Raw genomic sequence first — 13,870 nt, 5'->3', positions numbered from 1 at the left:
TCCACAAATAGCAATAGCTACAAAAGCAGCAATGGCACTGTTATATTTATTATTTTTAATAATACGTGATAAAACTACTCCTATAATACATGTAAGTAAAGATAAACAATGACTTTTAAATCTAATGTTATAAATGATTTCAATAAGTAAAAAACACCACTTATTAATAACAAAATATAAAATAGAATACTTAAATGGTCTTTAATACTGTTTAGTTTCTTTACGCTTTTTAAATCTTTATCATTTTTTAATGCATATAAAATAGAAAAATTTAAAATTGTCACAAATAAGAGTACAAATGATAAAACAATAAAAACAATACCCATCAACAATGAACCAAATCCTTCATAATAAAGAACAGGTTTACCTATCTCTACAATATCTTTTATAAAAATCTTACCTAACCAAAATAAGAAATAAGCTAAAATTGGATAAATAAAATAGCGAATCTTTTTAAATTGTTTCATTTTATTATTTTTATCAAAAACAAATTCTGTATTTAAATCAGGTGCATCAACATTTTCATTTTCTAAAACTCTAAAATCATCAAATGAATTTCTTACTTCGTGATACCCCATTTCCTTTAAAATATCTTGATATTCACTAGATATAGGAGTGTAATCTATTTGATACTTATAAACATGTTCATCTTTTATAAATCGATAATAATAACCAACAAAATCTAAACGCCATCCTTTTTTAGACATTTCATTAAAATAATCTTGTAACTCTTCATCTAAATACAAACTATTTCTTAAGACATCTTTGTATTTCATATCTTTATCCTCCTATTTGATCTAATAATGAAATTTGTTTAAGCATCCTTTCCTTTTCTTTTTGTAATTTCTTTTTTCCTAGATTTGTAATTTGATAGATTTTTTTATTATTTTCTACTTTCACTAATTTGATATAACATTCTTTTTCAAACTTTGGTAATAAAGTATATAAAGAACCTGCTCCTACAGTAACTTCTCCATGCGTAATTTCAGTAATCTTATTCATAATTTCATAACCATGCATCGGTTGATGTAAAACAAGTAAGACATAATACATTTGTGGAGTCAGTACTTCCATTTCTCTTTTTGGCATCTATATCATCTCCTATATCGTTTAACGATACTTTCTTCACTTTTATTATATATCGTTAAACGATATATAGCAATAAAAAAAGAACACATGTTATCTCAACATGTGCCTTTTCTTTGTTTATATTAAGGGGAGGTTTTCTTTTACACCCTTATAATAATGAATCTATGTTAATTTATTGTGAACTTTTAGCTTTTCTTTTTATTTTTATAGGTTTGTTGACAACTTCATGACAATGTCTGCATCTTGGTTCATAATGATCCACTGCACCTACTAAAACAACAGGATCATCGAAAGATGCTGGCTTACCATCTACAAGTCTTTGTGTACGTGTAGCCGGTGAGCCGCATTTTGCACAAACAGCTGTAAGCTTTGTCACAAATTCTCCTTTTGTAAGAAGTTCAGGCATTACACCAAATGCTTCACCTCTAAAGTCTTTATCTAAACCTGCAACCATGACACGAACGCCTTTATCAGCAAGATATTCACATACATCAACAATTTTTTCATCAAAGAATTGCACTTCATCAATAGCAACAACTTGAACATCATCTGTTACTTTATCTAAGATTTCCTCAGGATCATCAATTGCATAACATGGTACTTTTCTACCTGAATGTGAAGCAATTTCTATTTCTGAATAACGATCATCTATTTTTGGTTTAAATACTAATATTTTTTGTTTAGCATAAGATAAAACATTAATTCTACGAATAAGTTCTTCTGTTTTACCAGCAAACATACATCCACATATAACTTCTATATATCCTTCTCGATATTGGTGATACATTCTTTCTTCTCCTAACCTCTTACATCTCTTACACCCGCACTACTTCCATCAGGACCAATAGGTGCTAAGTCTGTAAATCTACTAAAATTCTTTTCAAAAGCAAGGTTAACTTCACCTGTTGCTCCATTTCTGTGCTTAGCGATAATAATTTCTGTTAAACCATTATCTTCCTCTTCTTTACCTTCACTAGCTTTATAATATCCTTCTCGATAAATAAAGGTAACGATATCAGCATCTTGTTCGATGGCTCCTGATTCACGCAAGTCAGACATCATTGGACGTTTATTTGGTCTTTGTTCAACTGAACGTGATAACTGTGATAAAGCAATAACAGGAACATCTAATTCTCTGGCCAACATTTTTAATTGTCTTGAAATATCTGAGACTTCTTGTTGTCTTGATTCTCGATTATTGGAACTTCCAGTAATTAATTGAAGATAATCGATAACAATTAATTTTAAACCATGTTCTTGTTTTAATTTTCGACATTTAGCGACAATTTCATTGATTTTAACTCCTGGCGTATCATCTATGTATAAATTACATTTACTGACTCTTTCAGCTGCCGCATAGTATTTATTTGCATTTGTTTTCAAGATTTCACCTGTTCTCATGGTAGAACCTTCAATTCCACCCATGGAACAAATAATTCTTTGTACTAATTGACTCGCAGGCATTTCTAAAGAAAAAATAGCTACTGGGTCTTCTGATTTAAAAGCAACATTATGAGCAATATTTAAGGCAAAAGCTGTTTTCCCCATTGCTGGACGTGCCGCTAAAATAATCAAGTCTCCTTTTTGAAGTCCTGATGTTATTTTATCCAAATCTCTAAAATTTGTACGAATACCTGAAATATTACCATCAATACTTTGTAATTTATTTAAACGATCCGTTACTTCTCTAATAACTTTTTTTACATCAACAAACTCTCCGGCATTACGATCTCTCGTAATGGCCAACATTGTTTTTTCACTTTCATCAATAAAACCATCAATATCTTCAATATCTCCAAAAGCATTTTCAGCTATTTTTGTTGTTTCATTGATGATTTTTCTTAAAATCGATTTATTATGAATAATCTTTAAATAATATTCACTATGAGCTAAAGTTGGAACTGAATCACTTAATTGTCTTAAGTATTCTACTCCACCTACTTTATCTAATTGGCTATGATCTAATAGATAAGAAGTAATCGTTGTAACATCAACAGGTATATTTTGTCTCGAAAGTTCACTCATTGCATTGAATAATACTTTATGTGATTCTTCATAAAAATCTCTATCTTCACACTTATTCAAAATATCTTGGCAAGCTTCTTTTGATATAAGCATAGATCCCAGTAAAGAACGTTCTGCCTCTAAATCATGTGGGAAAACTCTTGGCATAAATCTCCCTCCTATTTTTCAGATAAGTGAACTCTAATAGTAGCGATAACTCCTTTGTATAGTTCAACTTTTAAGTTTGAATATCCTAATGCTCCAATTGGATGTGCATTGATAAATTTTCTTTTATCGACTCTAATATCATATTTTTCTCTTAATTGTTCAACGATATGTTTTGTTGAAACACTTCCAAATGTTTTACCATCTTTACCAGATTTTAAAACAAATTCTAATGTAATACCTTCAATTTTTTCTTTTAGTTCTTCCGCATTTTTCTTGTTTTCAATATCTTGTAATCTTGCTTCTTCTTTTTGTTGTTCTAAAATCTTTTTAGCACCTGCTGTTTCCTTAACAGCTAATTTATTTTTAATTAAGAAGTTTTGTCCATATCCATCAGATACATTGACAACATCCCCTTTTTTACCTACTTTTCTAACATCTTCTAATAAAACTACTTTCATCTTTTTTACCCTCTTTCATCCAAATATTGATCAATAGCTTCTTCTAACTTATCGATCGTTTCCTTAACAGTTTTTTCTTCAACCTGACAAGCAGCCATTGAAAAATGACCACCACCTCCAAGTTTTTCCATAATCAATTGTACATTAACCTCTGCCTTAGAACGAGCAGAAATAGCAATCTTATCCTTATCTACGCGTCCTGCAACAAATACTGCTTTAATTTCAGCAATATTTAATAACTCATTACCAACTTTCGCTAGTAGAGGTCTTGTATAAATTTCTTCTTCATTTCCATATGCTATTAGTATATCATTTCCAAAACGATATGCATTAGCTGAAATAGACATTTTTTCTTGTGTCGTTTTGTAATCATCTTGCAAGAACTCATAAGCTCTAGAAACATTCGCTTGTTTTTCTTTAAGCTTTGAAGCAATTTGAAAAGTACGTGATCCAACATGATTTCTAAAATAGTTTGTATCCACCAACATTCCCGCATACATAACAGTTGCTTCTGTTGGTAAAACTTCAATTTCAACTCTTTGATACTCAAATAATTCAACCACTAATTCTACAGTTGAAGAAGCAGCTGGTTCCAAATAAGTTAAAATTGGTGAATCAACAAAGTCTTCCCCTCGACGATGATGATCAATCACGACTATCTTTTCAGCCTTATCCAAAAGTTCTTCACTAATAGCCAATGCTGGCTTATGATTATCAACACAAATAAGTAATGTATCTTCATCAATTAAATCAATGGCTTTTGCAGGAGAAATAATTTTTCCTTTATATAAATCTTCTCCCATTAAACGACGTGCAATATTTCCTGTTTTTTCTTCCAAAGAATTTTCATCAACAATCACATAAGCATCTTTTTCAAATGCTTTAACAAATTTAGCAACCGCTAAACTTGCTCCAAAAGAATCTAAATCAGATTGTTTATGTCCCATAATAAGGACATTTTGGCTTTGTTTTACTATACTTGCTAGTGTTTGTGAAATAACACGTGCTCTAACACGGTTCGCTTTTTCACTATTTTCACTATTTCCACCAAAATATCGAATTTCTTCATCTAATGTTTTTACTGCCACTTGATCTCCACCACGTGAATACGATAAAGAAATAGCACTAAAAGCAAGTTCATCTAATTCACGTAAAACTTTAGATCCTCTTCCTATTCCCATTGATAAAGACATCACGGCACCAATTGATTCCATCTTTTGTTTAAATTCATCTAAAATACAAAAACGAACTTCTACTTGTTTACGATAAATCCTTTCATTAAAAACAGCTAAATAACCATCTTCTTTATATCTTTTTAAGATAATTCCATTATCTTTGGCCCAATCAAAAATCATTTGTCTTGAAGTTGTTTCAATCATGACTGATTTTTGTTCATCTGCATATTCAATAGAATCATCATAATTATCAATTGTTAAATAGGCAACACATAATTGTTGATCATTATATTCCTTTTCAATCGTTGTTAAATCTGTTACATCTTTTAAAAATAATAAACGATTATTTCTAGAATTATAAACTTCATATTTTCTAGAATTAATATCTATTGTTCTAACATCTTCATCTTCAAAAAGTATTGCGAGTAAAGGTTGCCATTCAAGTAATTTCTTCCCTACGATACGAATACCAAGTTCATGTAATAAATCACTGACCCAAACAACATTTCTATTTTCATCATATTTAATAAGCCCTATTCCACCAAAAATCAAAGCATTCTTTGATTCATTATTTAATGCTTCTTTAACACTATAAGTTGTTTCACTAAACATATTATGGAGATAATAGAGAACAATGATACAAACAACATTTTTTATTAAAATATAAATCATTAAAGCTAAAGTAACACGATTTTGTAAAAACATATAAGTTAATAAAACTAATACAAATTCTATACCTAATAAAGCAACTATTGTATTTCTAAGTTGCATAAGCTTCTTAATCATGAAATACCCTCCTCTTTATTACCTTATATTATACATGAATTCATTTATTTCATCATCTTATTTTTATTCATTCGAAGGATAAATAGATTCGTGTAAACTTTAATAATATAAACTTCTGAAAATGATAAAACGATCCATAAAATAATAAACATTCCATTCTTTAAAAAATCACTTTCTAAAAAAGGAAAAAGACCTACAATACTATAATAAATATCTTTTGCATCTGTAAAAGTATTTAAACCTAATAAAGAATTTAATAAAAATAAAACAATATAATTCTTCAACATACTATAAACTCTTAAAATCCATTTACCATCAATCTTCTTTTTTATACAATAAATATATAAAATACCTAATGGTAAAGTAAAAAAAGAATACAAAGTAAAAAATAGTTCACCTGTTAAAAATAAAATAAACGTACTTGTAAACAAGACAAGAACAGCCATCTTTTCATTAAACTTAAACGTATAATAAGCTAAGGCAACTGTCATTAGATAAATAAAAATAATATCAAACATCGTCCCTGTATAAACATTTACAACTGATAACACTCCAAAAAGAGCTGCCATAAATGCTCCTGTTACAATTTGTTTTGTCTTTTCTCTATTCATTTCATCACCGTGATTATCATACAACTTTATCGCTTATCTGTCACTTATATAAAGAAAAAAGAGATTCCTTAGAATCTCTAGTCTTCAAATAAACAAGCTCCATTTGTTTCAATAACATGTTTATACCAATCAAATGATTTCTTCTTATATCTTTTATAAGTACCATTACCTAAATCATCTGCATCTACATAAATAAATCCATAACGTTTAGACATTTGTTTTGTACTTTCAGATACTAAATCAATACATCCCCAAGATGTATAACCCATTAAATCAACACCATCTTCATAGATTGCATTATACATTTCTCTAAAGTGAGCATCAAAATAATCGATACGATATTGATCATCTACTTTACCATCAACAAGTTCATCTTTAGCTCCTAAACCATTTTCTACAATAAACAATGGTTTTCTATAACGATCATATAAATCTACCAAAGAAACTCTTAAACCGATTGGATCAATTTGCCATCCCCAATCAGAACTTGGAATATAAGGGTTTTTAATCGCAATATTAGTATTAGCAGCTGTTTTCTTTAATCCAGCATCATCTTTAGCAACACAGCTTGATGAATAATAACTAAATGAAACAAAATCAACTGGATATTTTTTCATGATTTCTAAATCATGTTCTTCCATTTTAATATTTAAACCTTCATTTTTAAATTTAGTTAATAAATAAGCAGGATATTCTCCAAAGACTTGAGTATCGCTATAACAATACGTACTTCTCATATCTTGTTGTGCTTGTAAAACATCTTCTGGTTTACAAGTATATGGATAATAAGTTAATTTTGTAAGCATACATCCTACTTTACAGTCTGGATTTTTTTCATGCGCAATTTTTGTTGCAAGAGCACTTGCGACAAATTGATGATGCATTGCTTGGAAAATAACTTCTGGAAAGTTTTTACCTTCAAAACGATCTCTTACAAGTCCTCCCGTTGTATAAGGATGTCTAATCATTGAATCAACTTCATTAAAAGTTAGCCAATATTTGACTTTATCTTTATAACGATCAGTAATAACATCTACATATTTAACAAACATATCAATAACTTCTCGATCATACCAACCATTATAATTTAATACTAAGTTGATTGGTGGTTCATAATGTGACATTGTAACAAGTGGTTCGATACCATATTTGTGACATTCATCAAAAATATCATCATAGAATTTTAAACCTTCTTCATTTGGTTCTTTGTCATCTCCATTTGGGAAAATACGTGACCAAGCAATAGAAAGTCTAAATACTTTAAATCCCATTTCAGCAAATAATTTAATATCTTCTTTATAATGATGATACCCATCTGAACCATGTCTTTTTGGATAAAGACTTGTATCATCACTTTTCATAGCTTCTAAAATTTCTTTTGTAGAAATTTCATTTTGTAGAAATTTCATTTTGTTTAGCATAATCTTGAACATCTACATCTAAATGATGGCGAGCACAATCGGAAACAGAAACTCCTTTTCCTCCTTCATTCCATCCACCTTCATATTGGTTAGCAGCAACAGCGCCACCCCATAAAAATCCTTCTGGAAATTTTTTTACCATTTTAATATCCTCCGCTTTTCTCTAAAACCATCTTAACACCTTATATAAAAAAAGCATGATTATTTCATTTAATGAAAATAATCACACTTTTAATTAATCATGTATTTTTTTAGCCAAACACATTTCCACAAATTCAACATCAAAATGTTTAGCCCTTGATCCCGAATATCCCATATCTAATGATGAGATTTGTTTCATTTCTTCTTCATTTAATTCAAAATCAAAAATATCTATATTTTCTTTAATTCTTTCTACATGTGTTGATTTTGGTATAACAATGACTCCTCTTTGGATATCCCATCTAAGTATTACTTGTCCTACTGATTTATTATATTTAGCTGCAATTCTTTTTAACATTTCATCTTCAAATGGATTATATCTTCCTCCACCTAGTGGTGCCCATGCTTCAGGAACAACATTATAATATTTCATTGTTTCTAGAGCTTTTTCTTGTGTGTAATATGGATGAAGTTCTACTTGATTGACCATTGGTTTAATTTCTACTGTATGGACAAAGTTAACAAGAATATGTGCATAAAAGTTTGAAACACCAATTGCTTTTAACTTACCTTCTTTATACGCATCTTCCATGGCCCTCCAGGCACTAAAATAATCTCCCATCGCTTGATGTAACAAATATAAATCTAAATAACCTAAACCACTTTTTTCAATAGAAGCATCAATTGCTTGTTTAGCCATTTCATAATTTTGCATATCTTGAACCCACATTTTAGAAGTAATAAATAAATCTTCTCTTGTGCAAATTCCTTCAGCAATTGCTCTTTTAACGCCTGCACCAACCGCATCTTCATTGGTATAAGAGGCAGCCGTATCAATTAAACGATATCCTGCTTTAATTGCTTGATATACTGATTCTCCACATTCTTTTTTATCTGGTACTCTAAAGACACCAAATCCAATTGTAGGAATTTTTAATCCGTTATTTAATGTTTGATATTCCATAATATGACCTCTTTTCTTACTTATATTTTGAAATAAAGAAGTCTAAATGTACAATATCAATTTTGCAATCTACTATAACTTTGTTGCATAGAAAAAACTTGGTTTTACCCAAGTTTTAACTTTCTTCAATAACACCCATTAATTCTAATAATCTATTTAAATCATCTGTGTCAGAGTATTTAATTGTAATAGACTTATCATCAACTTTGATTCTTGTACGATATTTTTTTCTAAGTAATCCTTCAACATATTGATATTCTTTAGTTTTTTCAACCTTAGGTTTATTTTTTCTGGCTTCTTGAAGTTCAAAACCTTTTACAATATTTTCAACATCTCTAACAGATAACTTTTCATCAATAACTCTTTTAGCAATCTTTAATGCTCTTTCTTTATCCAATGTAATTAAAGCTCTTGCATGTCCCATTGATAAAGAACCATCTAATACATATTCTTGAATCTTTTCAGGTAAATTCAATAATCTAAGTGTATTTGTAATATGTGTTCTTGATTTTCCAATACGTTTAGCTAATTCATTTTGTGTAAGTTTAAGTTTTTCCATCATCGTTTGATAAGCTTGTGCTTCTTCGATGGCATTTAAATCTTCTCTTTGAATATTTTCTAATAAAGCAATTTCCATCATTTGTTGATCACTAAAATCAACAATAATTGCTGGAACTTCTTCTAAATGTGCCATTCTAGCTGCACGACATCTTCTTTCACCAGCAACAATTTCATATCCTTGAACAGATTTCTTTAAAATAACTGGTTGGAAAATACCATGTTCTTGAATTGATAAAGCAAGTTCATTTAAAGCTTGTTCATCAAATACTTTTCTTGGTTGATAAGGATTAGGTCTAATTTCATCTAATTTGATTTTTTCTTGACTACTTTCAGGTGTATTATGTTCAATATCATCAATTAATGATGTAATATCTCCACCAAAAATAGCATCTAATCCTTTATTTAATTTTTTCTTTTTCTCAGCCATTTCTACTCAACACTTCCTTTGCAAGTTCTTTATAAGCTTGAGCCCCAACAGAAGATCCATCATAATCAAAAATACAGATTCCTGCACTTGGTGCTTCAGATAATTTAATATTTCTTGGAATAACAGTTTTATAAACTTTTTCTTTAAAATACTTTCTTACTTCTTGAGAAACTTCCAATCCTAAATTTGTACGTTGATCTAACATTGTTAATAATAAACCTTCAATAGAAAGTTTTTTATTAAAATGATTTTGTGTTAATTTAATTGTATTTAACAATTGTGTTAAACCTTCAAGTGCATAGTATTCACATTGTACTGGGATAAGTACTGTATCACATGAAGTTAATGCATTTGTATTTAATAAACCAAGGGCTGGTGGACAATCAATAAAAACAAAGTCATAATAATCTTTAATTTTATCTAATGATTGTTTTAAACGCACTTCTCTTCCTTGTTTTACATGTGCTAATTCTAAATCTATCCCCGCTAAATCTATTTCTCCTGGTGCAACATCTAGATTTTCAATATAAGAATGTTGAATTACTCTTTCTAAACCAACTTCTCCTGTTAAAACATGATATGTTGATAATTCAATATAATCTCTATCGATACCAATACCTTGTGTTGCATTTGCTTGAGGATCCATATCTATAAGTAACACTTTATAATTCATCTTCGCAAGTGCAGCTGATAAATTAACGCTTGTCGTTGTTTTACCAACACCACCCTTTTGATTTGTAATTGCTATAACCTTCGACATCTTTACACCCCTTTATGTCCTATCGTTTGTCCTAGTAATACTCTTGTTTCAATGTTCTCACTAGAATTATTTATAATATCATCATCTATTTTGACAGTATCTTTTTTCAAAATCAATACAACTGTTGATCCACCAAATTCAAAATAACCTTTTTCTTCTCCTTTAGTAGCAATACTATGTTTATAATTGACAATTTTACCAACCATCATTGCTCCTACTTCCATTTGAATCATTCTACCAAAGTTATTTGAATCAATCACAGTGTACTCTCTACTATTCATTTTGTATATAGGATAATAATCATTTGCGATAGGATTAACAGTATGAAAAATACCTTTGATTTTCTTATGGGAAACAATTTGACCATCATCTACATAACTATAACGATGATAATCATCAACAGCTAAACGAAATACAAGACATATTCCACCATCATATTCTTTAGCTAATGTTTCATCTTGTAATAAATCTTTTAATTGGTATTTTGTATCCTTGATTTCTAAAATCGTATCATCATTTATTGGATAATAAGTAAGTTTACTATCAGCAGGTGCCATCAATACATCTTTAGAGTCGTCAAATGGTCTTTGACCATCCTTTATTCTTCTTGTAAAGAAATCGTTATAACTTTTATATTTCTTTTCTTCATATTGACTCATATCAATATCATTATTTTTAATAAACGAAGAAATACTTGTCTTTGAAAATGGTGAAGACATATATAAACCACCTAAGTGCGTAACAAATGGTGATACTAAGATTTTTAAAGCACATCTACCAGCAGATGTGCTATATAATTTTTTTAATAATTTATTTTGACCCTCTAATTCTTTAACGATATGTCCTTGACGATCTTTAATCATGAAAAACAAAGAATTTGCACAAGTTCTACAACAACTAGAACACCAAGTGCAATAAGTCCTTTCCCTTTTAATTTTGGCACTTTAAAATCAACAACAAATAAAATACCTGTAATTAACATTAAAGTTCCATATAAGTAATCTAAACCAAAAATAACATATCTTAAAGCAAATGCAAAAGGTAAAATAAAGGCTGAAGTTGTAACTGGTAAACCTTGATAATACTTTCTTTTTTCTGTTGTTTGTTGCTGTCTTGTTTCTTCAGTAACATTAAAATAAGCTAAACGAATAACTGCTGCTAATACATAAAGTATTTCAATAGCAAGCCATCCTACTGAAGATAATCCTAAATTATATCCTAGTATTGCTGGAAAAACACCAAAAGAAATAAGATCACATAAAGAATCTATTTGAATACCAAATTTCTTTTCTTCCTCTGTACGATTCTTCTTACTTCTTGCTACCATTCCATCAAAAGTATCACAAATACCACACATCATTAAACAAATAAATGACCATTGATAAACACCTATGACAGATAAGTGAATTCCTACCATCGCAAAAACTAATGATAAATATGTAAGAATGACAGTGTAACTATAAAATCCTATCATATTCTACTCCCTCTATAATTAACGAAAACATTATAGCATAATTTTATCTAATTATGTAGTGTATATCGTCTTATTCATATTTTTGAAAATTTCTATTTTCATTCAAATCTTTATATAAAATAATTTCATCTTTTTCTAAACTTTGTTTAACATCTATAATTCTTTGATTAGACGATCCTCTAAACTTTAAACTTAAATCTTTAAGTTCTTCAATAAACTTACCATCTACTAGAACATCGATATAAGATAACAATTCATCAGTTACTTCACATCTTGCTCGACTTTCACTTAAAAGTTCTTGATCAAAGAGATAACCTGTATAACACCAAATATCCTTTTGTGGATAAAGTTCTTTCACTCTTTTAATAAATGGTAATAACGCTCTTTGATTACTTGGTTCCATTGGTTCTCCTCCAAGTAAAGACAATCCTGTTATATGTTCTGGTTTTAAATAATCTATAATTAAATCTTCTACTTCTTGATTAAACTCTTTTCCATATTTAAAATCCCATGTCATTTGATTAAAACAATTCTTACAGTGATGCGTGCATCCTGATACAAATAAAGAAACTCTAACTCCTAAGCCATTAGCGATATCAAAATTCTTAATTTCTGCATAATTCATTTCAATTCCTCTTTTCATATTTTCCTATTATACAACAATTCTTTATAGATTCTATTGATATAATAAAAAGGATGTATCATCCTTTAACATAAATCTCTATATTTTATAAGTTCTCCAATATTTCCTTGATATAAACACTCTAATTCTTCAAATAATAAATAATCCGATGGTTTCATTAAACAAGGAAGCTTAGGTAATTCTATAGCTTGACTATAAGCCAAGATTTCACTTACAAATTCTGAACAGAAATAATAATGATTTCTACGATATGGAACTTCCAATTTACATAAGATCAATCCCATTAAATTATATTTATAATCTTGAGAATGATTTAAAATAGATTCTAAAATAAATTTTGCCTTATAATATATCTCTTTCTTAACAGTAAGTTTATATAATGCACAAGGAATATGTTGATTTTTATTATAGAATCCCTTTTCAAATGACTCATTTCTAATTCCTGCAGGAATTGGAGAGTAAGTATATTTTCTAGCACAACTATACATCGGTTGTAAATTTTCTTCAAAAGAGATAGAAATATGTGTATAACTGTCTTGCGTCATTAAATAAATTGCTTTAGAAACAAAAGTATCTGATTTTGTTAGTAATAAATAAATGTCTTTCACCTTATTCTCCTTTCCTCACTTCTTTCAGTATTACATATTTTTTGGATATAATCGACATATTTTTACAAATTTATTAATTCATTAAATTTTTTTCATAATAAAAAAAGCGAGAATGTCTCGCCTTTATAAACCAACTCTTTTTTCAAAATCTGAATCTGGTTCAAATCTTCTACTTTCGATATCCATTTGAGATAATGCTTCATTCATTGATTCAACTTCTGCTTTTGTAAATTTGATTTCGGTTGCTTTAATATTTTCTTTTAATCTTTCCAACTTTGTTGTTCCTGGAATAGGTACAATAAAATCTTTTTGTGCTAATACCCAAGCCAAAGAAATTTGTGCAACTATTGCCTTTTTTTCTTTTGCAATTTTATTAACTAAATCAACAACTACTTGATTCTTTTTAAGCGCTTCTTCACTAAATCTTGGTGCATTTAATTTTACATGAAAACCATTTTTATCATAAGCGTCACTTAAAAATCCTTTACATAATGGAGCAAAAGGTACAAAACCAATTCCTAATTCTTCAAATAAAGGAATATGTTTGTTTTCTAGTTCTCTCCACATCATTGAATATTCA

General features: G+C 29.0%; 15 protein-coding genes and 1 pseudogene. All 16 read right to left on the bottom strand.

Features of this window, described 5'->3' with window-relative positions:
- Nucleotides 1-80: 80 nt before the first annotated feature.
- Nucleotides 81-776, bottom strand: a complete 696-nt coding sequence (locus Fi14EGH31_RS00450; protein ID WP_200765024.1) for a DUF2812 domain-containing protein — start codon at nucleotides 774-776, stop codon at nucleotides 81-83.
- A gap of 4 nt (nucleotides 777-780) precedes the next feature.
- Nucleotides 781-1,089: a PadR family transcriptional regulator gene (locus tag Fi14EGH31_RS00445; protein ID WP_117347686.1), complete on the bottom strand. Its 309-nt coding sequence runs from the start codon at nucleotides 1,087-1,089 to the stop codon at nucleotides 781-783.
- 172 nt (nucleotides 1,090-1,261) lie between these two features.
- The gene (locus Fi14EGH31_RS00440; RefSeq protein WP_107029643.1) at nucleotides 1,262-1,876 is read right to left on the bottom strand and encodes a thymidine kinase; all 615 of its coding nucleotides are present in this window, start codon (nucleotides 1,874-1,876) and stop codon (nucleotides 1,262-1,264) included.
- Nucleotides 1,877-1,887: 11 nt separating this feature from the next.
- The gene (gene dnaB / locus Fi14EGH31_RS00435; RefSeq protein WP_022001325.1) at nucleotides 1,888-3,261 is read right to left on the bottom strand and encodes a replicative DNA helicase; all 1,374 of its coding nucleotides are present in this window, start codon (nucleotides 3,259-3,261) and stop codon (nucleotides 1,888-1,890) included.
- An 11-nt stretch (nucleotides 3,262-3,272) separates the two neighbouring features.
- Nucleotides 3,273-3,719, bottom strand: coding sequence for a 50S ribosomal protein L9 (rplI, locus tag Fi14EGH31_RS00430; RefSeq protein ID WP_118749123.1), 447 nt, complete (start codon nucleotides 3,717-3,719; stop codon nucleotides 3,273-3,275).
- 5 nt (nucleotides 3,720-3,724) lie between these two features.
- Nucleotides 3,725-5,680, bottom strand: coding sequence for a GGDEF domain-containing protein (locus tag Fi14EGH31_RS00425; protein WP_200765023.1), 1,956 nt, complete (start codon nucleotides 5,678-5,680; stop codon nucleotides 3,725-3,727).
- 44 nt (nucleotides 5,681-5,724) lie between these two features.
- The gene (locus tag Fi14EGH31_RS00420) at nucleotides 5,725-6,291 is read right to left on the bottom strand and encodes a YybS family protein (protein WP_107029642.1); all 567 of its coding nucleotides are present in this window, start codon (nucleotides 6,289-6,291) and stop codon (nucleotides 5,725-5,727) included.
- 77 nt (nucleotides 6,292-6,368) lie between these two features.
- Nucleotides 6,369-7,854, bottom strand: a pseudogene (locus tag Fi14EGH31_RS00415) (family 1 glycosylhydrolase).
- A gap of 93 nt (nucleotides 7,855-7,947) precedes the next feature.
- Nucleotides 7,948-8,817, bottom strand: a complete 870-nt coding sequence (locus tag Fi14EGH31_RS00410) for an aldo/keto reductase (RefSeq protein ID WP_200765022.1) — start codon at nucleotides 8,815-8,817, stop codon at nucleotides 7,948-7,950.
- 115 nt (nucleotides 8,818-8,932) lie between these two features.
- Nucleotides 8,933-9,805, bottom strand: a complete 873-nt coding sequence (locus Fi14EGH31_RS00405) for a ParB/RepB/Spo0J family partition protein (RefSeq protein ID WP_118346995.1) — start codon at nucleotides 9,803-9,805, stop codon at nucleotides 8,933-8,935.
- Entirely contained in the window at nucleotides 9,798-10,565 is a 768-nt protein-coding gene (locus tag Fi14EGH31_RS00400) for a ParA family protein (RefSeq protein ID WP_118748781.1), read from the bottom strand. The genes Fi14EGH31_RS00405 and Fi14EGH31_RS00400 overlap by 8 nt, the downstream gene beginning before the upstream one ends.
- A 2-nt stretch (nucleotides 10,566-10,567) precedes the next feature.
- Nucleotides 10,568-11,428 (bottom strand): phosphatidylserine decarboxylase, encoded by an 861-nt coding sequence (locus Fi14EGH31_RS00395; protein ID WP_022000814.1) that lies wholly within the window; start codon nucleotides 11,426-11,428, stop codon nucleotides 10,568-10,570.
- The gene (locus Fi14EGH31_RS00390; RefSeq protein ID WP_022000813.1) at nucleotides 11,425-12,039 is read right to left on the bottom strand and encodes a CDP-alcohol phosphatidyltransferase family protein; all 615 of its coding nucleotides are present in this window, start codon (nucleotides 12,037-12,039) and stop codon (nucleotides 11,425-11,427) included. The genes Fi14EGH31_RS00395 and Fi14EGH31_RS00390 overlap by 4 nt, the downstream gene beginning before the upstream one ends.
- 70 nt (nucleotides 12,040-12,109) lie before the next feature.
- Entirely contained in the window at nucleotides 12,110-12,664 is a 555-nt protein-coding gene (nrdG, locus tag Fi14EGH31_RS00385) for an anaerobic ribonucleoside-triphosphate reductase activating protein (protein ID WP_032091169.1), read from the bottom strand.
- An 83-nt stretch (nucleotides 12,665-12,747) separates the two neighbouring features.
- Nucleotides 12,748-13,290 carry a hypothetical protein gene (locus Fi14EGH31_RS00380; protein ID WP_022000811.1) on the bottom strand — a complete coding sequence of 181 codons (543 nt, stop codon included), beginning with the start codon at nucleotides 13,288-13,290 and terminating at the stop codon, nucleotides 12,748-12,750.
- A gap of 123 nt (nucleotides 13,291-13,413) precedes the next feature.
- Nucleotides 13,414-13,860 carry an aldo/keto reductase gene (locus tag Fi14EGH31_RS00375; RefSeq protein ID WP_200765354.1) on the bottom strand — a complete coding sequence of 149 codons (447 nt, stop codon included), beginning with the start codon at nucleotides 13,858-13,860 and terminating at the stop codon, nucleotides 13,414-13,416.
- Between the last annotated feature and the right edge of the window lie 10 nt (nucleotides 13,861-13,870).

The sequence above is a fragment of the Faecalibacillus intestinalis genome (genome assembly GCF_015097455.1).
Lineage (GTDB): Bacteria > Bacillota_I > Bacilli_A > Erysipelotrichales > Coprobacillaceae > Faecalibacillus > Faecalibacillus intestinalis.
The sequence above is the reverse complement of the archived record's forward strand: the minus strand, read 5'-3'. Positions and strand labels throughout refer to the sequence as shown.